Origin of the sequence: Brachybacterium avium (assembly GCF_002216795.1) — a bacterium.
GTDB classification, from domain to species: domain Bacteria; phylum Actinomycetota; class Actinomycetes; order Actinomycetales; family Dermabacteraceae; genus Brachybacterium; species Brachybacterium avium.
The window spans coordinates 3,369,373-3,388,211 of sequence record NZ_CP022316.1; the positions used below are offsets into that span (position 1 = coordinate 3,369,373).

18 protein-coding genes are annotated in these 18,839 nt (G+C 71.1%); 12 read left to right on the forward strand and 6 right to left on the reverse strand.

The annotated features are described in order from the left end of the window. Positions 1 to 2: 2 nt before the first annotated feature. Positions 3 to 2,141 carry a Stk1 family PASTA domain-containing Ser/Thr kinase gene (gene pknB / locus CFK39_RS15085; protein ID WP_089066145.1) on the reverse strand — a complete coding sequence of 713 codons (2,139 nt, stop codon included), beginning with the start codon at positions 2,139 to 2,141 and terminating at the stop codon, positions 3 to 5. Between the two features lie 133 nt (positions 2,142 to 2,274). On the opposite strand from pknB, the gene CFK39_RS15090 reads away from it, so the two are divergent. After that, positions 2,275 to 2,628 carry an Rv2175c family DNA-binding protein gene (locus CFK39_RS15090; RefSeq protein ID WP_089066146.1) on the forward strand — a complete coding sequence of 118 codons (354 nt, stop codon included), beginning with the start codon at positions 2,275 to 2,277 and terminating at the stop codon, positions 2,626 to 2,628. A 44-nt stretch (positions 2,629 to 2,672) separates the two neighbouring features. Here CFK39_RS15090 and CFK39_RS15095 read toward each other — a convergent pair whose 3' ends face one another. Beyond that, the gene (locus CFK39_RS15095) at positions 2,673 to 3,809 is read right to left on the reverse strand and encodes a polyprenyl synthetase family protein (RefSeq protein ID WP_089066147.1); all 1,137 of its coding nucleotides are present in this window, start codon (positions 3,807 to 3,809) and stop codon (positions 2,673 to 2,675) included. Between the two features lie 151 nt (positions 3,810 to 3,960). On the opposite strand from CFK39_RS15095, the gene CFK39_RS15100 reads away from it, so the two are divergent. From CFK39_RS15100 to CFK39_RS15120, 5 genes are all read left to right on the forward strand, one after another. Continuing rightward, complete coding sequence (locus CFK39_RS15100) at positions 3,961 to 5,121, forward strand: hypothetical protein (RefSeq protein WP_089066148.1); 1,161 nt, start codon at positions 3,961 to 3,963, stop codon at positions 5,119 to 5,121. Between the two features lie 50 nt (positions 5,122 to 5,171). Further along, entirely contained in the window at positions 5,172 to 6,371 is a 1,200-nt protein-coding gene (metX, locus tag CFK39_RS15105; protein WP_089066149.1) for a homoserine O-acetyltransferase MetX, read from the forward strand. Positions 6,372 to 6,450: 79 nt separating this feature from the next. Beyond that, the gene (locus CFK39_RS15110; RefSeq protein ID WP_089066150.1) at positions 6,451 to 6,867 is read left to right on the forward strand and encodes a universal stress protein; all 417 of its coding nucleotides are present in this window, start codon (positions 6,451 to 6,453) and stop codon (positions 6,865 to 6,867) included. Positions 6,868 to 7,023: 156 nt separating this feature from the next. Continuing rightward, positions 7,024 to 8,409: an RNA polymerase sigma factor gene (locus CFK39_RS15115; RefSeq protein ID WP_089066151.1), complete on the forward strand. Its 1,386-nt coding sequence runs from the start codon at positions 7,024 to 7,026 to the stop codon at positions 8,407 to 8,409. Positions 8,410 to 8,527: 118 nt separating this feature from the next. After that, on the forward strand, positions 8,528 to 9,103 hold the full coding sequence (locus CFK39_RS15120; protein ID WP_089066152.1) for a GNAT family N-acetyltransferase: 576 nt from the start codon (positions 8,528 to 8,530) through the stop codon (positions 9,101 to 9,103). A gap of 191 nt (positions 9,104 to 9,294) precedes the next feature. On the opposite strand, the gene CFK39_RS15125 is transcribed toward CFK39_RS15120, so the two are convergent. Beyond that, positions 9,295 to 9,513, reverse strand: coding sequence for a DUF7455 domain-containing protein (locus CFK39_RS15125; RefSeq protein WP_089066153.1), 219 nt, complete (start codon positions 9,511 to 9,513; stop codon positions 9,295 to 9,297). Positions 9,514 to 9,686: 173 nt separating this feature from the next. On the opposite strand from CFK39_RS15125, the gene CFK39_RS15130 reads away from it, so the two are divergent. The 6 genes from CFK39_RS15130 to CFK39_RS15155 all read left to right on the forward strand — a co-directional run bounded on the left by CFK39_RS15130 (position 9,687) and on the right by CFK39_RS15155 (position 15,901). Further along, positions 9,687 to 11,804, forward strand: coding sequence for a DNA gyrase/topoisomerase IV subunit B (locus tag CFK39_RS15130; protein ID WP_089066154.1), 2,118 nt, complete (start codon positions 9,687 to 9,689; stop codon positions 11,802 to 11,804). Continuing rightward, on the forward strand, positions 11,801 to 12,586 hold the full coding sequence (gene hisF / locus CFK39_RS15135; RefSeq protein ID WP_089066155.1) for an imidazole glycerol phosphate synthase subunit HisF: 786 nt from the start codon (positions 11,801 to 11,803) through the stop codon (positions 12,584 to 12,586). The genes CFK39_RS15130 and hisF overlap by 4 nt, the downstream gene beginning before the upstream one ends. Positions 12,587 to 12,701: 115 nt before the next feature. Further along, positions 12,702 to 13,265, forward strand: a complete 564-nt coding sequence (locus CFK39_RS15140; RefSeq protein ID WP_089066156.1) for a PadR family transcriptional regulator — start codon at positions 12,702 to 12,704, stop codon at positions 13,263 to 13,265. Next, a complete protein-coding gene (locus CFK39_RS15145) occupies positions 13,262 to 13,972 on the forward strand; it encodes an ABC transporter ATP-binding protein (protein WP_089066157.1) in 711 nt (236 codons plus the stop codon). The genes CFK39_RS15140 and CFK39_RS15145 overlap by 4 nt, the downstream gene beginning before the upstream one ends. 1 nt (position 13,973) lies before the next feature. Beyond that, positions 13,974 to 14,165 carry a hypothetical protein gene (locus CFK39_RS15150; protein WP_089066158.1) on the forward strand — a complete coding sequence of 64 codons (192 nt, stop codon included), beginning with the start codon at positions 13,974 to 13,976 and terminating at the stop codon, positions 14,163 to 14,165. Continuing rightward, positions 14,162 to 15,901: a hypothetical protein gene (locus CFK39_RS15155; protein ID WP_089066159.1), complete on the forward strand. Its 1,740-nt coding sequence runs from the start codon at positions 14,162 to 14,164 to the stop codon at positions 15,899 to 15,901. The genes CFK39_RS15150 and CFK39_RS15155 overlap by 4 nt, the downstream gene beginning before the upstream one ends. Positions 15,902 to 15,986: 85 nt before the next feature. Here the strand turns inward: CFK39_RS15155 and CFK39_RS15160 are convergent, their stop codons facing one another. The 3 genes from CFK39_RS15160 to CFK39_RS15170 all read right to left on the reverse strand — a co-directional run bounded on the left by CFK39_RS15160 (position 15,987) and on the right by CFK39_RS15170 (position 18,738). Next, positions 15,987 to 16,259 (reverse strand): hypothetical protein, encoded by a 273-nt coding sequence (locus tag CFK39_RS15160; protein ID WP_089066160.1) that lies wholly within the window; start codon positions 16,257 to 16,259, stop codon positions 15,987 to 15,989. 521 nt (positions 16,260 to 16,780) lie between these two features. After that, the gene (locus CFK39_RS15165; RefSeq protein WP_089066161.1) at positions 16,781 to 17,662 is read right to left on the reverse strand and encodes a D-hexose-6-phosphate mutarotase; all 882 of its coding nucleotides are present in this window, start codon (positions 17,660 to 17,662) and stop codon (positions 16,781 to 16,783) included. 41 nt (positions 17,663 to 17,703) lie between these two features. Further along, positions 17,704 to 18,738, reverse strand: a complete 1,035-nt coding sequence (locus CFK39_RS15170) for a hypothetical protein (RefSeq protein WP_245822722.1) — start codon at positions 18,736 to 18,738, stop codon at positions 17,704 to 17,706. Positions 18,739 to 18,839 lie beyond the last annotated feature (101 nt).

Consider the following 18,839-nt stretch of genomic DNA (forward strand, 5'->3'; position numbering starts at 1 on the left):
TATCAGAAGACCTTCAGGGTGATGGTCGAGCCCTTCTCGAGCTCCGATCCGGCGGCGGCCGACTGCTCGTAGACCAGCCCGAAGGCCGGTTCTCCCTTGTCGTGCACGACCTCGACCGTGAAGCCGGCACCTTCGAGCGTGGCCTTCGCGTCCGCCTCGGGTGCGCGGAACACGTCCGGCACCGTCACCATCTCCGGGCCGAGGGAGGTGACCAGGTGGACGGTGTCGCCGCGGAACAGCGTTCCGGAGGCGGGGGACTGGGAGATGACCGCGCCGCGGGGCACGCTGCCGGAATGCGCCTGCGCGCTGGTGACCGAGAAGCCGGCGTCCTCGAGGGCGGCACGGGCGCTCTCCCCGCTGCGGCCGGTCTGATCGGGGACCGTGAGGGGCTGGCGCCCCTGGGAGAGGACGATGTGCACCTCGCCGCCTGCGGGGAGCGCATCGGCGGAGGCGGACTGGGAGACGACCTCGCCCTCGGGGACGGTCTCCGAGTGCACCGGATCGTCCTCCACCAGCTCCAGCCCGAGCGCCTCGACCTCGGTGCGGGCGTCCTCGAGGCCGTGGCCGACCACCTGGGGGACCGGGAAGGTCTGCTCCCCCTTGGAGACGACCACGTGGATGTCGGCACCCTTCTTGACGGTGCTCCCGGTAGAGGGGGAGGCGGAGATGACGTGCCCGGCGGGCACGGAGTCGTCGAACTGCTCAGCGGTGCTGACGGACAGGCCGGCCGCCGTGAGTGCGCCCTCGGCGTCGGCCAGCGGGGTCCCGACCACCAGCGGGACGGTCCGATCTGCGCCCGGTCCGGTGTTCAGGTACCAGTCGCCGCCTGCCCAGGCGCCGAACGCGAGCGCGGCGATCAGGCTCAGCGCGGCGAGGATGGCCATCGGCCGTGAGCGCCGACGGGCCCCGTGGGGCAGATGGCGCCCGCGGGGCGTGCGCGGCGCGCGCAGCACCACGACCCGCCGAGCATCGTCGTCCTCAGCGTCCTCAGCGTCCTCAGCGTCCTCAGCGTCGCCAGTGTCCTCAGCGTCGCCGATCCCCGGCGCGGCGGCCGGCTGTGCGGAATCGTCCTCGGCCCGCGCTCGGTCGAGGGAGGTGGGGGAGGTGGAGGAGTCACCGTCGTCGCCCGCTTCCGGGTCGTCATCCCCGTTCGGGGCGAGCAGATCGGCGGGGAAGGTGCGCGGACCGTGATCGAGCGCGGAGGCGACCTCCTCGAGGGAGGTGGTCATCTGCGGGACATCGGAGGTGTCGGTCATCTCCCGCACCTGCGGCCGGGACGCGAGCACGCTGGTCGGCAGGGTCGCAGCGAGCTCCCGCACCGCACGCAGCAGGTCCGCTGCGGTGGCGGGGCGCTGCTCGACCTGCCGTGCGGCGGCCCAGGTGACCAGCGAGTCGAGCTCGCGGGGGATGCCGGTGACGAGGGACGAGGGTGCGGGGATGTCCTCGTGGACGTGCTGGAACGCGATATGGACCGGCTGCTCGCCCAGGAAGGGCTGACGGCCCGTGAGCATCTCGAACAGCACGATCCCGAGGGAGTACAGATCGCTGCGCTCGTCGGCGTGCCCGCGGGTGACCACCTCCGGGCTGATGTAGGCGACCGTCCCCAGCAGTGCCGCGCTGGCCGAGGAGTTGTTCGAACCGGTGGCGCGGGCCAGCCCGAAGTCGGCGACCTTCACCAGATCGTCGTGGTCGATGAGGATGTTCTCGGGCTTGATATCGCGATGGACGATGCCGGCCTCGTGCGCGGCCACCAGCGCCTGCAGCACCTGGATCGTGATCTCGAGGCTCTCGCGGAGGGCGAGCCGCTCCTGGGCGACGAGGCGGGCCCGGAGGGTCTCGCCCTCGACCAGCTCCATCGCGAGATAGATGCGATCCTCGTCCTCGCCCTGGTCGAACACGCCGACCACGTTGCGGTGGGCCAGGCGAGCGGCCGCTCGCGCCTCCCGTCCGAACCGTCGGCGGAAGTCCTCGTCCATCGCCAGATGGGGGTGCATGATCTTCAGCGCGACCACGCGGTCGAGCCGTTCATCGTGACCGCGATGAACGGTCGCCATTCCGCCGCGCGCGATGAGCTCCTCGACCCGGTAACGGTCGTCGAGGAGCTGGCTGATGCCGGGGGAAGTCGACGTCGCCGAACTCACGTGGCCAATCTAGGTCGCCGACCGCCCGGGAACCGGCACCGACACACTGAGCGCCGCAGTGCGAATGCGCTCACGTTCGGCTCGGAGGCGGCCGGAGGTGCGGGCGGGAGCGTCGACGTGGCACCCTGGTGTCGTGAACGACCTCGATGAACTCATCCCGGAATGGCTCCCCCTGCCCGATATCGCTGTGCGGCTGGACGTGGAGGTCTCTCGCGTCAGGCGCCTGATCGAGGAGGGGCACCTGATCGCACTGCGCCGCGGGAGCCCCGTGGTGCGCATGGTCCCCGCCCTGATGGTCACCGAGGACGGCCTCATCCCGCATCTGGCAGGCACCATCACCATCCTCCGCGACGGGGGGTTCACGGACGAGGAGCTGCTGACGTGGCTGTTCACTGATGACGAGTCGCTGCCGGGCCGGCCGATCGATCATCTCCGCCGCGGCCAGCGCGGCGAGGTGCGGCGGCGCGCGCTCGCTCTCGCCCTCTGAACCCGGGATCGGTGATTGAGGTCCGCTGGTGAGCCGGCGCCCGCTCAGGCGGTGAGCGCCTCCACCTCGGTGGCCAGCGCGGCGAGCGCAGCGAGGCCGGCGCGCCCCGTCGGCCCCAGCATCGCGGCGTCGGCGAGCAGCGAACGTCCGTGCTGCGCCCGTTGCCGGACGTCCTGGACCACGGACTCCACGGCGCCGGTGGAGACCATGAGCTCATGCACCGCGGCGATCTCCTGGACGGAGCTCCCGGAGCGGCCGACGACCGCCTCGAGCAGGGCGCGGCCCTCCGCCGAGGCCGCCGCCTCGGTGCGCGCCAGCAGCACGGTGCGCTTGCCCTCGAGGATGTCCCCGCCGATCGGTTTGCCGGTCTCGTGCTGATCGCCGATCACGCTGAGCAGGTCATCGCGCAGCTGGAAGGCGGTGCCGACCTCGATCGACCACTCCGAGAGCGTCTCCAGCGCCTGCTCCGAGCCGCCCATCAGCGCGGCACCGATCCGCACCGGCCGCAGCACCGTGTAGGGGACCGTCTTCCAGCGGATCACGGAGAACGCGGCCTGCTCGGCATCGGCGGCGGAGGTGTATCCGCCCGCCTGGTGCAGGATGTCCAGGAACTGTCCCGCCATCACCTCGGTGCGCAGGGCATCGAACTCGCAGCGGGCAGCGGCGACGGCGCGGGGCTCGCCCTCGACGGTGGCGGCGATCTGCTCCGCCCAGCTCAGCGCCAGGTCCCCGAGGACGATCGCGACCGCGGTCCCGAAGCCGTCTGCGGAGCCGGTGAGCCCGCCGTCGCGGTGACAACGGCTCGCCTGGACGTGGAGCGCCGGTCGACCACGGCGCATGGGGGAGTGGTCGATCACGTCGTCGTGCATCAGTGCCGCCGCCTGGACCAGCTCGATCGCGACGCCGTAGCGGGCCAGGGCACGGAGCTGAGACTCGGTGGGCTCGGTCGGGCCGAGGGCCGCGACACCGCCCCAGAAGCAGAACCGGGGACGCAGCAGCTTGCCGCCCTCGAGGTAGTCGAGCAGCCCGTCCGCCAGCTCGGCGGTCTCGGGGGAGATCACGGCCAGCTGCCGGCGGCGCTCCGCGAGCTCGTCCCGGGTGATCTCCGCGAGCCGGGTGGCCAGTCGTTCATCGAGGTCATGCAGACGCGCGTCGACAGGCGAGGTATCAGCGGAGGGCATCGGGAAGCGTCCTTTCTCACGGGCCCGACGATCCTCCCACGTCCAGCTGGGCGCCGGGACACCGGGGTGATGGTTCCTCCCCAGACCGGGTCCGTCCCCATCAGGGACCCCGCCCACCCGTCGCGCCCCGGACTCGGACAGGGTCTCCTGCATGACGACCGACACCACACCCGCCGACCACGGCCGACACCTCCTCAGAGCGCAGGATCCCGGCGAGCTGCTCGCGGAGACCCGTCTCTGCCTGGGAGAACCGCCCACCGACTGCCTGATCCTCGCCGGCAGCTCCGACAGGGACGCAGCTGCGATGATCACCCGCTCTCCACTCCATGAGCTGCTGGGCCCGCGCGGGGCCGGCAACCTGGAGCGCCACCTGGGGCTGATGCGCGACCGCGGATCCCGGGCCGTCCAGGCACTGATCGTGCTCGGGGACGGCCACCAGGAACTGCTCGCCCCGGTCGTCGCAGACATCCTGCGACGGGCGGGCGAGCTCGTGCACACCGCCGCACAGGCGCTCGACGCGGAGGCCTGCGGCCTGCTGAGCGTCCACGGGGCGGCCTCCTCGACCTGTTGGGTGCTGCAGCGTGAGCCGGGCCGGCCCGGTGGGGCCGGGGTGCGGGTATTGGAATCTGGACCGTTGCGCGAGTTCGCCGACACCCGGGCCGCGGCGACCGCGGTGCTCGGCGGTCGCCGGATCCCGCGAACCGACCTGCGCGAGGGAGAGCTTCGGAACATCGGAGGGGACCTGGAGCTGCCGGCGCCCGATATCGCCTCCGCAGCCGATCCCGGCACCCTGTTCGCCAGTGCGCGCACCGCGCTCTCCCCGCTCCTGGCGGGGCCCGAGGGGCTCTCGGAACAGGATCGGATGACGAAGTGTGAACAGGTGGCCGCACTGCTGTCCGCAGTCGCCGTGGACCGGCTGCACTGGGAACTGCTGGCGCAGTGCGTCGAGCACGGCAGCTCGCGCGAGATCGACCGGGAAACCCTCCTGCAGCGGCTCGTCTCTGATCGGGAATGGGTGCCCCATCCAGATGTCTGTGCAGGTGGCGACTGGTATGTGGGGTTGGAGCAGCTGCGCTTGATCGCCGCCGGGGCGCGGTCCGACGGGGACTCGGTCCAGCGCCGCACGGCACGCTCCGCATGGCGGGCGCTGACAGCGCTGCTGGTGCTGCTGGCGTGGTGGAACCACCGTTTCGCCACCGCCGGGAAGTTCGTCGACGAGCTCCGGGAAGAGGAACCGGACTCGACTCTGGCACCCTTGCTCTCACGGATGACAGATACCCCGATCTTCCCCGCCTGGTGGCCCAGCACCTGATCCGAGGACTCGTTCCGCGAGGCCGGGAGGGCTCTGAAGGAGCAGCACCGATGACCATTCTCGGAGAGCACCGCGACATCGCCGCGGCCGCCTCCGTCCATGACGCAGCGCCGGGAGCGGACGTGGGGACGGGAACGACCGGGGGCACGGGCGGCGCCTGGCAACGGCGATTCGGCATCGGTGATCGCCGCTTCGCTCGGCTCGGGGCGCTCGAGCTCGAGAGCGGCGGCGTGCTCCAGGACGTCACCCTCGCCTACGAGAGCTGGGGGAGTCTGGACGAGGACCGTGCGAACGCCGTGCTGGTGCTGCACGCCCTGACCGGGGACTCGCATGTGCGCGGACCGGCCGGCAGATCCCACCCCAGTGCTGGATGGTGGGAGGAGATGGTCGGTCCCGGCCGTCCCATCGACACCGACCGCTTCTACGTGATCGCCCCGAACGTGCTCGGCGGCTGTCAGGGCAGCACCGGGCCGAGCTCGCCGGCCCCCGACGGCCGTGCCTATGGCTCACGATTCCCGCTCCTGACCACCCGGGATCAGGTCGCCGCCGAGCGCCGGCTGCGCGAGCAGCTCGGGATCGGACACTGGGCCCTGGTCATCGGTGGCTCCATGGGCGGGATGCGGGCCCTGGAGTGGGGAGTCTCCCACCCGGATGAGGTGGATCGGCTCGCAGTGATCGCCGCCTCCGCCCGGGCGACAGCGGACCAGATCGCCTGGAACAACGCGCAGATCGCCTCCATCCGGCTGGATCCGGAGTTCCAGGACGGTGACTACTACGACGCCGGTGACGGTCCCCGGACCGGACTCGGCATCGCCCGCCGGATCGCACACACCACCTACCGCACCGCGGAGGAGCTCGAGGACCGCTTCGGCAACCGACCCCAGGGGCAGGAGAACCCCTTCGATGGCCATGGCCGCCACCAGGTGACCAGCTATCTCGATCATCATGCGGAGAAGCTCGCCCGACGCTTCGACGCGAACTCCTATCTCACGCTGGCAGAGACGATGAGCACCCACGACGTGGGACGCGGCCGGGGCGGGGTGGCCGCGGCGCTGCAGCGGGTCACCGCACGCGCCCTCGTGATCGCCATCGACTCCGACCGACTGTTCCCTCCCGCGCTGGTCCAGGAGATGGCGGTCCATATTCCCCGGGCCCGCTGGCAGGTCGCGTCCTCGCCCATCGGCCACGACGCCTTCCTGCTGGCCCATCCGGGACTTGCGGAGTGGATCAGCGACCTCCTGGGCGTCTAAGCTGAGCAGGCGGGTCACCGTGCGCCGTTGCGGCGGCACGGGGAGACCGGGAACAGCTCGCACAGTGAGGAGACGTCGCATGACCATCGTCGTGGGGTACTCCCCGTCGGGCCAGGGGCGGGCCGCGCTGCGGGCGGCCCTGCGCTATGCGGCACGCCACTCCGAGGGGATGGCCATCGCCTCGCATCAGTACCACGACTCGGAGCGCGGGGTCACCGCCGCCACCGAGGACGAGGTGCGCGCCGAGCTGGAGCAGATCGGCATCGAGTGCGGAGACGTCACCGTGCACAGCAGCCCGGAGCGGGACATCGGGGAGTTCCTGCTCTCGGTCGTCGACGAGGTCGACGCGAGCCTGGTGGTGATCGGGCTGCGGCGCAAGCCGCCCATCGGCAAGCTGAACCTCGGCGCTTCCGCGCGCCGGGTGGTGCTCGGTGCGCCGTGTCCCGTGCTCGCCGTCAAGGATGATCCCCTGAGCACGAAGAACCCTCGCTTCTGAGCCCCGCGGCTGCGTGGGAATAAACCCGCGCGGCGGGCGTTATACTCGACAGGCTTGACGGCACCGTGCGTTCGTGCGCCGTGATACCGGTGAACACCGGATCCGCACTGCGCAGCGCAGACCGCGAGCCGCGCCGAGAAGACCGATCGCCCGAGTGTGGCGGACCGCCCGCACCGGGCCGCCGCCGGAAGAAGGAACTCTGTGACCTCCTCCAGTACTGCTGAGACCTCGCCCACGGCGAAGAGCTCGACCCGCGCCTCGGCCCCGAAGGCAGCGAAGAACACCGAGGCCGAGGGCGTCGAGACCGACGCCGTCGACGCCGCCCAGGACGCGACGACCTCTGCCAAGAAGGCCCCGGCCAGAAAGGCTCCCGCGAAGAAGGCCGCCTCGAAGAAGGCTCCGGCCACGAAGGCGGCGCCTCGCAAGACGGCAGCGAAGAAGGTCGCGGCGAAGGCCGTCGAGCCCGCCGCCGACGCGGATGTCGAGGACGACGCCGAGGACAGCGAGTCCAAGAAGCGGCAGTCGTCGACCGATGCCAAGGTCGAGGCCTCCGGCGGCTTCGTCTACAACGCCGCCGTGGACGACGCCCCGGCGCAGCAGGTCGTCACGGCCGGCGCCACGGCCGACCCGGTCAAGGACTACCTCAAGCAGATCGGCAAGGTCGCTCTGCTGAACGCCGCGCAGGAGGTCGAGCTCGCCGAGCGCATCGAGGCCGGGCTGTTCGCGGAGCAGAAGCTCAAGGGCGACGAGTCGCTCAAGGACAAGAACGGCCGCCTGACCAAGCACGGTCGCGAGCTCACGATGATCGTCGACGACGGTCGCGCGGCCAAGGACCACCTGCTCGAGGCCAACCTGCGCCTCGTGGTGTCCCTGGCCAAGCGGTACACCGGGCGGGGGATGCTGTTCCTGGACCTCATCCAGGAGGGCAACCTGGGCCTGATCCGCGCCGTCGAGAAGTTCGACTACGCCAAGGGCTACAAGTTCTCCACCTACGCCACCTGGTGGATCCGCCAGGCCATCACCCGTGCGATGGCGGACCAGGCCCGCACCATCCGCATCCCCGTGCACATGGTCGAGGTCATCAACAAGCTCGCCCGCGTGCAGCGGCAGATGCTCCAGGACCTCGGTCGCGAGCCGACCCCGGAGGAGCTCGCCAAGGAGCTGGACATGACGCCCGAGAAGGTCGTCGAGGTCCAGAAGTACGGCCGCGAGCCGATCTCCCTGCACACCCCGCTCGGCGAGGACGGCGACAGCGAGTTCGGTGACCTCATCGAGGACTCCGAGGCCGTGGTCCCGGCCGACGCGGTGAGCTTCACGCTCCTGCAGGAGCAGCTGCACTCGGTGCTGGACACCCTCTCCGAGCGCGAGGCCGGCGTGGTCTCGATGCGCTTCGGGCTCGAGGACGGCCAGCCCAAGACCCTCGACGAGATCGGCAAGGTCTACGGCGTGACCCGCGAGCGGATCCGTCAGATCGAGTCCAAGACGATGTCGAAGCTGCGCCATCCCTCGCGCTCACAGGTGCTGCGGGACTACCTGGACTGAGCGGATACCCCGGCACGGCGACGGTCCACGGGCCCGGATCCACGAGGATCCGGGCCCGCGGACCGTCCGTGCCCGTACACGCGGGGCCGGAGATGGCCCTGCCGGACCCGGGAGAGGGATGAGGAGCACGAGAACGGACGCCTTCGTGCGGTCGGAGGCGACCACGGGCGCCGAGGCGGAGCTGCGGATCCATCGTGTGGGCGCCGAGGACTGGGCCTCCCACCGAGATCTGCGGCTGGACATGCTGGCTGCGGATCCGGACGCGTTCTGGGCCGATCCGGAGGAGGCACGGGCCCGCACCCCACAGCAATGGCGCGAGGAGATCGCCGGCGACCGGCTGCACCTGCAGGCGCGACGCGGTCATGAGGTGCTGGGCGGCATCGCCCTGCTGCCGGCCGGATACACCCCCGAGCACACCATCCCGTCGAACCGTGCGCACCTCGTCTCGCTCTGGGTGCGGCCCGAGGCGCGCGGCCGCGGCGTCTCCCGTCCACTGTTCTCGGCGCTCGCCCGTCTGTCCCTGGACCTGGGGCGTCCGGACCTGCGGCTGGACGTGGACGAGTCCAACCTCGCCGCGCAGCGCCTGTACGAGCGCCTGGGCTTCGTGCTGACCGGAGCGCGGGACCCGCGCCCGGGACGCGGCACGGCATGGATCGAGTACGCGATCCGGGCCGGGCGGCTGCTTCAGGGCTGAGGCGGGGGCCCTGCCGCGGCTGCTCAGGGGCAGGGACTCGGCTGGGGACGACGAAGGGCGCCCACCCTCGGGTGAGCGCCCTTCGTGCCGGTCAGCGGTAGGGCCGCGGCGGCCTCATGCTCTGCTGGTGCTCTGCTGGATCGACCGGCAGTGCCCGCCGGCGAGCAGGCCGCTCGTCGGACGGCCGCAGGTCAGTCCTCGACCGGCTCGGGCTTGAGATGCAGGCGCTCGGTCTCGTCGATGACCTCGGAGGCGACGGAGGTGAACGCGTCCTGGTGGGCCCGCGCGTGGTGGGCGCAGAACATCAGTTCGCCACCGGCCTCGAGGAGGACCTTGACGTAGGCCTGGGCGCCGCAGCGGTCGCAACGGTCATGTGCCGTGAGCCGGGGAGCTTCAAGAGTCAGGTTCATAGCCCCATTTGTAGCATCGCGGAGCGTCGCCGGGGAGTGTCCACAGCCCTGGTTCGCTGGGGGCGCAACGGCGTGTGAGCGGAACCGCGCATGGGGCGCCGTCACCGACCTGTGAGCGGTACGGCACGCCTCAATGCCGGGTTCGACGTGCTCGGACCCGTAGCATCTGGGGGGTGTCCACCACCAGTGCTGCGAAGAAGTCCGCCTACGATGCCCGCAACCTCCAGGTCCTCGAGGGCCTCGAGGCCGTCCGCAAGCGCCCCGGCATGTACATCGGCTCCACCGACTCGCGGGGGCTCATGCACTGCCTCTGGGAGATCCTGGACAACGCGGTGGACGAGGCGCTCGGAGGCTACGGGGACTCGATCGAGGTCATCCTCCACTCCGATCACTCGGTCGAGGTGCGGGACACCGGCCGCGGCGTCCCGGTGGACGTCGAACCCCGCACCGGCCTGACCGGCGTCGAGGTCGTCTACACCAAGCTCCATGCCGGCGGGAAGTTCGGAGGCGGCTCCTACGCCGCCTCGGGCGGCCTGCACGGGGTCGGCGCGAGCGTCGTCAACGCCCTGTCCGGCCGGCTCGACGTCGAGGTGGACCGCGGTGGCAAGGTCTACGCCATGAGCTTCCGGCGCGGCCAGCCCGGCGAGTTCGCCGACACCGACGGCCCGGACCCCGAGTCCCCGTTCACTCCGTCCTCCGGGGCCGAGGCACTGCGTGTGGTGGGCAAGGCCAAGCGCGGTGTGACCGGGACCCGGGTGCGCTACTGGGCGGACCCGCAGATCTTCGTCAAGGGATCCCATTTCTCGCTCGATGACCTGAACCGCCGCTCCCGCCAGACGGCCTTCCTGGTTCCCGGGCTCAAGCTCGCGGTCACCGATCTCCGCCCCGAGGCCTCCCCGGACCAGCCCGCCACCCGCGTGTACAAGTACGACGGCGGCATCAGCGAGTTCGTCGAGTACCTCGCCCAGGACCAGAAGATCACCGACGTGATCCGGCTGCACGGCACGGGCGAGTACACCGAGACGATCCCGGTGCTGGATGCGAAGGGCCACATGGTCTCCACCGATGTGGAGCGCTCCTGCGAGGTCGATATCGCCCTGCGCTGGGGAGCGGACTTCGACTCGACCGTGCGCTCCTTCGTGAACATCGTCGCCACCCCCAAGGGCGGCACCCATGTCACCGGCTTCGAGCAGGCGATGGTCAAGACCGTTCGCAAGCAGGTCGAGAACCACGCGCGCCGGGTGAAGTTCAACGCGAAGAACGAGAAGATCGAGAAGGACGACACGCTCGCGGGCCTCACCGCCGTGGTCAGCGTGCGCATCGACGAGCCGCAGTTCGAGGGACAGACCAAGGAGGTCCTCGGCACGCCTGCGATCCGGGCGATCGTCGCCAAGGTCGTCGAGGAGCGACTGACGGATTTCCTCACCTCGACGAGCAAGGGCGAGAAGGAGCAGGCGAACCTGGTCATCGACAAGGTGGTCTCGGAGATGCGGGCACGCATCGCCGCCCGCATGCACAAGGAGGTCTCCCGCCGCAAGAACGCGCTGGAGTCCTCCACCATGCCCACCAAGCTCGCCGACTGCCGCACCCACGACGTGGAGCGCTCGGAGCTGTTCATCGTCGAGGGCGACAGCGCGCTGGGCACCGCCAAGAATGCTCGCTCCTCCGAGCACCAGGCGCTGCTGCCGATCCGCGGGAAGATCCTCAACACCCAGAAGGCGTCCGTCACGGACATGCTGAAGAACACCGAGTGCGCGGCGATCATCCAGGTGATCGGGGCCGGCTCCGGCCGCACCTTCGATCTGGACGCCGCCCGCTACGGCAAGATCATCATGATGACTGACGCCGACGTCGACGGCGCCCACATCCGCACCCTGCTGCTGACCCTGTTCCACCGTTATATGCGACCGCTGGTCGAGGCCGGGCGGGTCTACGCCGCAGTGCCCCCGCTGCACCGGGTGGAGATCATCCACGGCGGCCGGAAGAAGAACGAGCTGGTGTACACCTACTCCGAGGCGGAGCTGAACAAGCTGCTGAAGAACCTCGAGCGCCGCGGCAAGAAGTACAAGGAGCCGATCCAGCGCTACAAGGGCCTGGGCGAGATGGACGCCGATCAGCTGGCGGACACCACCATGGATCCGGGTCATCGCACGCTGCGGCGGGTGCGGATCGAGGACGCAGAGGCCGCCAGCGCCGTCTTCGAGCTGCTGATGGGCTCCGAGGTCGCTCCGCGCAAGCAGTTCATCATCGAGGGAGCCGAAGAGCTCGATATGGAGAGGATCGACGCATGAGTGTCGCCGTCCGAGTGATCCCGTGCCTGGACGTCGACGCGGGCCGCGTCGTCAAGGGTGTGAACTTCAAGGATCTGCGCGATGCCGGGGACCCGGTGGAGCTGGCCGCCCGCTACGGCGCAGAGGGCGCAGACGAGCTGACGTTCCTCGACGTCACCGCCTCCTCCGGCGGACGGGACACCATGATCGAGGTGGTGCGACGCACCGCCGAGCAGATCTTCATCCCGCTGACCGTAGGCGGGGGCGTGCGCTCGGTGGACGATGTCGACCAGCTGCTGCGGGCCGGCGCCGACAAGTGCGGGGTGAACACCGCGGCGATCGCCCGGCCCGAGGTGATCTCCGAGATCTCCCGCCGCTTCGGCAATCAGGTGCTGGTGCTGTCCATCGATGCCCGGCGCGTCACCGAGGACACCCCCGAGGGCACGGCCCGCACCGGCTCCGGCTTCGAGGTCACCACGCATGGCGGCCGGCGCGGCACCGGCATCGATGCGATCGCTTGGATCCGTGAGGTCACCGAACGGGGCGCCGGCGAGATCCTGCTGAACTCGATGGACGCCGACGGCACGAAGCAGGGCTTCGACCTCGAGCTGATCCGCCTGGCGCGGGAGGTGACGACCCTGCCGCTGATCGCCTCCGGCGGCGCGGGCACGCCCGAGGACTTCGCCCCCGCGGTCCACGCCGGCGCCGATGCGGTGCTGGCCGCGAGCGTCTTCCACTTCCAGCAGATGACGATCGCGCAGGCGAAGGCGGCGATGGCCGCCGAGGGGATCTCTGTGCGGTGACCGCACCGCTCTCGGCCACTCACCCATAGGTCGGGCTGCTGCTGGCGGCCTTGCGAGGGCGGTGGTGTCCGACGAGCTATACGCAGAACGTATACGCACTGTGTATAGTGCCGGAATGAGCACCGCGCACGCCCTGCTGGGACTGCTGGATCGGTCACCGGCCTACGGCTATTCCCTCAAACAGGACTTTGACCAGCTCCTCGCCCCGGAGAGGCCGCTGGCCTTCGGGCAGGTCTATTCCTCCCTGGCGAGGTTCGAACGGCAGGGATGGGCCGAGATCCTCACCGTCGAGAGCGGCTCCGGTCCGGAACGGAAGCTCTACGGCATCACCCCGGACGGCGTCGCCGAGCTCGAGAACTGGATCTCCACTCCCCAGGCCACCGGGGCCTTCTCCGCCTCGACCCTGTTCGTCAGGATCTCCATCGCGCTGCTCTCCGGGCGGGACGCCCAGGAGGTCCTCACCGCGCAGAGGGAGAGCCACATGGTGCGGATGAGGGAGCTGACCATTCGCCGCCGGGGCGCCGAGCCCGCACTGCTGCTGCAGCTGGACTACGAGCTCACCCACCTCGATGCCGATCTGCGCTGGATCCAGGAGGCGGGCCAGCGTCTCGACGCCCTGCGGACGCAGTGGCAGGATGCGGCCGGTGCACGGTCCGAGGAGACCGGGGACCGGCGATGACCGCCGCCTCCACGCGCCGGGAGCAGGCGAATACCACCTCCGGCTCGACGCCCGTCATCGACCTGCACGGAGTCCGGGTCTCCTACGGGCATGACCCCGCGCTGCGAGGCATCGACCTGCAGATCACCGCCGGGGAGCAGGTCGCCGTGATGGGACCGTCCGGATGCGGGAAGTCCACGCTGCTGCACGTGCTCGCCGGCGTGCTGGATGCCGATGAGGGCACGCTGCGGGTGCTCGGCGAGGACCTCGTCGCACTCCGCGAGAAGGACCGCGCACAGCTCCGCCTGGCCCGGATGGGCATGATCTTCCAGTTCGGCGACCTGATCGGCGAGCTCACCCTGGCCGAGAACCTCTCCCTCCCGCTGCAGCTGTTGGGCGGCAGGCCGGCGCGGATCCGCGCCGAGGTCGCGACGATGCTCGAACGCCTCGGACTCGGTGAGGTCGCGGACCGCCGTGCCGCTCAGGTCTCCGGAGGGCAGGCGCAGCGCGCCGCCGTCGGCCGTGCGCTGATCCACCAGCCCGCCCTGCTGCTGGCCGACGAGCCCACCGGCGCTCTGGACACGGTCGCCGCCGACACGGTGATGGACGCGCTGATGGAGACCGTCACGGAGCAGGGCACGACCCTGGTGGTCGTCACTCACGACAATCGCGTCGCCGCGCACCTGGACCGCCTGGTGAGCATGCGCGACGGGGAGCTGGTGGGCTGAGATGCTGCCGTCCCTGCGCCTCGGCCTCACCCTCGCGCTGCGCGCCACCGACCATGGCCGCTTCCGCGCGCTGAGCGCCCTGCTGGTGTCCCTGATCGGCTGTGCGCTGCTGGTGGTGGTGCTGTCCCTGCTGGATGCGGCCCGGCCCCGCAGCCTCGCCCCGGGGTCGGCGCCACGGAGGTGTTCGGGATGATCCTGCCGGGGATCGTGGCCCTGGCGATCGGTCTTCCCGTGCTCGCCGCCGCCGCAGCGACCGGCCGCATGTCCGAGCAGGACCGCTCTCGGCGCACGGCCCGTCTGCACCTGCTCGGGATGCGCCGAGGGCAGCAGGTGCTGGTGGGCATCGGAGAGAGCCTGCCGCCTGCGCTCCTCGGCGCGGCCGGAGGCCTCGCGGCCGGGACGCTGCTGGTGCCCTGGGCCGGACGGGTGCTGCTGGGGATGAGCCCGGCGCCGAACGTCGCCGTGGTCTCCCTCATCGTGGCCCTCGCGGTGCCGCTGTGCCTGATCGCCGGGACCGCGATGCCGACTCGGCGCTCTGGTATGGGGACGCTCGAGCGGGCACGCGGTGAGGTCGCTCGCAGTCCCGGTCTCTGGCGGGCGGTGATCCTGGTGGTCGGCCTGTCGATGCTGATCCTCAGCTGGAGCCTGCCGGGGCTCTCGAACCCCGTGCTCGTCGTGCTGTTCCTCGGCGGGGCGGGGCTCGCCGCGCTGGGCAGCATCCTGCTGCCCGCTCTGCTGGTGCGGCGCAGCGCCGACCTGCTCGTCCGGGCCGGCACCCCGGTGACCGTCGTGGCGGGACGGCGACTGCAGTCACAGCCCGCCGTGCTCGGCCGGGTGCTCGGAGCCCTGGTGATCGGCGTCGTGGTGACGACCGCAGGGCAGGGACTGATCAGCGTCCTCGCCGCCACCCCGGTCTACCAGGCCGGGCGTCACTACCGGGATGTCGAGGCCGTCGCGTCGGCGTTCCTCCCGGACCGGGCGGCCGTCGCAGACCTGGAACGGGCACTGGAGCAGGTCGGCGGAGCCCGGGAGGTGGCGGTCAGCACCGACGGCTTCGTCGTCGCCCCGGGCAGCACCCCACAGGAGCACGCGCTGCGGGCGACGGTGACCACCTGTGAGGAGCTTCGCGTCCTCCGACCGGAGGTGGAGGGCTGCCGGAATGATCGTGCGGCCTGGATTCCGGCTGCGGCGGGGTTCGTTGTGGAGACACCGCTCCAGGGCACCGTGGACCTGTTCGGCACCGAGTACGACGAGAGCACCGGCGGGTTCGGGGACCCCGTGCTGCGGATCGAGGTCTCTGCGGACGAGCTCACCCGGGTTCCGGTCCCGGCATGGCAGGACACGGATTCAGAACCCACCCTGTTCGTCCCTCGGGCACTGCTCACCGAGGAGCAGTTCTCGCAGTTCGGCGGGGTGGACGCGATGATCACCGCATCACCGCGCCCCGACCTGCCCGCGGAGCTCAGAGCTCTGGGTATCGATGCTCATAACGGCTGGACAGCGGAGGACTTCGCCCCGTACCAGGCCACCATCGACACCATCCGCCTGCTGAACCTCGTTGTCCTGGCCGTCGGCCTGGGTGCCTTCCTGCTCGGCACGGCCGATCTGGCGATGGGTCGCCGGGCGGAGCACGCCCGCCTCCGGCTGCTCGGCACCCCTGTGGGCGTGCTGCGCCGTGCGTACTGGCTCGAGGTGGCGCTGCCGCTGGTGGTCGGTGGGGGAGCGGCGCTCGCGATCGGGCAGCTGGTCGCTGTCGCCTTCGTCGAGACCGGGAACCGAGGCATGGATCCGGGCATGGTGACGCATCTCGGCGCGGAGAGCCTCACAGGACCAGTGCTGGCCGTCGCGGGCGGCGCATTGGCGATCGCAGCGCTCACCTCGCTCGGCATCGGTGCACCACTGCGACCGGACCACATTCGTCGGGCCTGACCGCACCCGCTGACCGCCTGGCGCTGCACAGGCCGACGCAGCACGGGCCCGCCCGGATTGGGTCCGGGCGGGCCGTGCTCGGGACTCACCGCAGGTGGGAGAGGCCGGTGCCGAGCAGAGCTCGCTGGGTGAGCAGCTCGTGCTCATGGCGCGCCTGCCGAGCGGCCAGCTCTCGGCGGGCCTGCCGCACCGCTCGACGGCGGGCGAGGAATCTCCGCAGCAGGGCGTCGACGGCATGGTCGTCGCCGGCGTGCTCCAGCCGTCGGAGGCTGCGGTCGGCGATGGTCGGTTCGAAGGCGGTGGCGGTGGTGCGGGTGACGGTCGGGCTGCGAGTCTCGAGCGCGGTGCGAGGGGACATGGTGGGCTCCTGGGGGAGTGAGGTAAGAACGAGGATCCGGCACGGTACGGACAGCGGCAGTCCGTGAAGCGTGCAGGAGGGTGCGCTCGCCTCAGACGGCAACCTCGGGGAAGAGGGCGTCGTGCGGCGAGAGCTGGTCCAAGGGGTGCCGGCGGTGTGGCCGCACGGCGGGGCGCGGAGCGGTCTGCTCCGTCAGCCGGCCATCGGCGCGGCGGGCCCGGCGGTGCCGCGGCCCCCAGCGGCCGCGCGCAGAGCCACGGGACGTCCGTGAGGCCGGATGGGGGATGCGGCGAGGCCGAGCGACGACGCGGCCGGGCCGGCCGAGGTCGCGAGCGGGGTCGAGTGCATCTCCATACGGACAGTCGACCATTCCGCCCCGGGCCGGCACAACCGATTAATCGGAGGCCCGTCGGCGGGGGTCCAGGGCCGGCGGGGCAGAGCCGGGCACGATGACAAGGACCCAGCCACCCGTCAGGGGCGGCTGGGTCCGGGTCGCGGTCCCCGCCGGGCGGGGGCGGAGGTCAGCGCTCGATGCGGTAGGTGACGCCGATGCTGTGCGATTCCCCGGACGCGAGCGCCACGAAGCCGTCCTTGGCGATGGCCGGCTCGATGCACACGAACTCGGGCCAGGCCGCATCGGGGATGTCGGCCATCTCCGTCACCAGAGCGTCCCAGGGGTTCCAGACCACGGTCTTGGATGTGCCGCGCGGGGTCGAGACGATGCGGCGGGAGTTCTTCGCATCGTGCACCGTCACCTCGGCGGTGGAGTCCACCACCCGGTCGGTGGAGGCGGTCGGGCTCAGCGGCTCCCCCTCCGGCATGACGTCGGGGAGCAGGCCACGGGTGTTGTCGAGGAAGGCGGCGCCCTCCAGGCCGTGGATCTCGATCCGGCGCACATCGCCGACGGCGAGATAGGTGTGCAGCGCCGCTTCCAGCTCGAGGGGGCGAGGACCGGCGGTGATCGTGAGATCCACCGACAGCTCGGCGCCGAGGCGGAACTGTGCGGTCGCGGTCAGCGCCTTGACGTCCGCAGGGGTGGCCAGGGTGATCACCACCTCGTCGCCCGTGCGCTCGGCGGCGGCCAGGTCCCAGCGGATGTTCCGCAGCCAGCCGTGCTTGACCTCCATCGCCAGATCGCGGCCGGGGCCGAACCACGGGCCGATCAGCGGGATCCCGCCGCGCACCGCCTCGCGCTCGCCGAAGGCGGAGTCCGGGCTGAGCCACAGCAGGTCCTGCTGCCCGGCGGGGATCCAGCTGATCAGCTGCGCACCGTCCAGCAGCAGCTCGGCCGTGGCGGCCGGGGTCTCGACCAGCAGGGCCGGGACCCCGTGGGTCTCGCCGAGGCGGACCCCTGCGGGCAGCGGGACGGACGGGGTGGGGGCATCGGTGCCGGTGGAGTTCATGCCCTCATCGTCGCACGTCACCGCGCGCAGGACCCGGGCCGTCAGTCTGTTGCCGCGCGGCCGTGATCGGGCTCCGGACCCGCCGATGCCTCTGGAGCACGGCGGATCTGCTCCGCCGTGCCCTCCGCGGCTGCCGAGACCGTGCGGATCAGCAGCAGCAGCCAGCCGTACACGATCCCTGCGGCCCCCATCTCGAAGGCGGTCATGTTCAGATAGCCCACCCCCGCGTACAGCACGATGGCCGTCACCAGCAGGGCGAAGGCGACGGTGGTGACGGCGATCAGTGCGCCGGGCAGGCGCCGCAGCAGCACCGGCACGGCGAGCAGAGTGAGGCCGAAGACGACCACGAGCGACTGGGCGACCACGTCGTGCCAGACGATGCTCACGGAGCGGGAGATCACCGCCACCAGGGCGACCAGCACCCCGACCGCGGTCAGCAGGGAGCGCACGGCGGTGATCCGCCACACCGGTTCGCCGGCGCTGCGCGCCCAGCGGCCCAGATCGTGGGCGAGGAACTCCGCCACGGTCACCAGCGCCACCCCGGTCAGCAGCAGGGTGAGGTTGAAGGTGACGCTCGCGAGGTCCTCGCCCTCGCCGAGCTCGGAGAAGTACCGCTCCCACCAGTACGGGTCCTCAGCACTCATGGCGCTCGCGAGCACCCCGACGGTGAGGAACGCGGCGAGCAGGGTGGCCAGTGAGCGGGTGGTCAGCGACGCGGCTGCCGCCGAGGTGACATAGGCGGCGATCCCGCCCGCGACGGCGACCCAGAAGGTGCCGGCCAGGCGATCGAGCGCGACTCCCTGGAACGCCTGCTGGAACACGCCGAAGAGGGCGCCGGCGAGGAACAGGCCGAGGATCCCGTGGACCAGGGAGAGGCCGATCACGTCGATCGCGCGGTGCCACCAGCGACGTCCCCCGAGCCACGGCAGGGTCTGCCGGGTGAGGGTCGAGAGGGTGAGAGCGGAGGTCGCCGCCGCGCAGCCGAACACCGTCAGCGCGGCGACCTGGCCGATCGAACCCGTCCCCGCGAGCGGGGAGGTCCCGCGCAGGGCGAGCAGCCCGACGAGGAGACCCACCAGTGCACCGGCCACCCCGAGGAGGACATGCCGGGACTCTGCCCGAGAGGCGCGGGAGGACCGATGGCCGCCGGCCCCGATCGGTGCAGGCGTCCCCGGGC

Coding starts and splice junctions, on each gene's coding strand:
- CFK39_RS15095 (WP_089066147.1), bottom strand. CDS start 3,809: ATGCCCTCCGCTGATACCTCGCCTGTCGACGCGCGTCTGCATGACCTC.
- CFK39_RS15100 (WP_089066148.1), top strand. CDS start 3,961: ATGACGACCGACACCACACCCGCCGACCACGGCCGACACCTCCTCAGA.
- metX (WP_089066149.1), top strand. CDS start 5,172: ATGACCATTCTCGGAGAGCACCGCGACATCGCCGCGGCCGCCTCCGTC.
- CFK39_RS15110 (WP_089066150.1), top strand. CDS start 6,451: ATGACCATCGTCGTGGGGTACTCCCCGTCGGGCCAGGGGCGGGCCGCG.
- CFK39_RS15120 (WP_089066152.1), top strand. CDS start 8,528: ATGAGGAGCACGAGAACGGACGCCTTCGTGCGGTCGGAGGCGACCACG.
- CFK39_RS15125 (WP_089066153.1), bottom strand. CDS start 9,513: ATGAACCTGACTCTTGAAGCTCCCCGGCTCACGGCACATGACCGTTGC.
- hisF (WP_089066155.1), top strand. CDS start 11,801: ATGAGTGTCGCCGTCCGAGTGATCCCGTGCCTGGACGTCGACGCGGGC.
- CFK39_RS15140 (WP_089066156.1), top strand. CDS start 12,702: ATGAGCACCGCGCACGCCCTGCTGGGACTGCTGGATCGGTCACCGGCC.
- CFK39_RS15145 (WP_089066157.1), top strand. CDS start 13,262: ATGACCGCCGCCTCCACGCGCCGGGAGCAGGCGAATACCACCTCCGGC.
- CFK39_RS15150 (WP_089066158.1), top strand. CDS start 13,974: ATGCTGCCGTCCCTGCGCCTCGGCCTCACCCTCGCGCTGCGCGCCACC.
- CFK39_RS15155 (WP_089066159.1), top strand. CDS start 14,162: ATGATCCTGCCGGGGATCGTGGCCCTGGCGATCGGTCTTCCCGTGCTC.
- CFK39_RS15160 (WP_089066160.1), bottom strand. CDS start 16,259: ATGTCCCCTCGCACCGCGCTCGAGACTCGCAGCCCGACCGTCACCCGC.
- CFK39_RS15165 (WP_089066161.1), bottom strand. CDS start 17,662: ATGAACTCCACCGGCACCGATGCCCCCACCCCGTCCGTCCCGCTGCCC.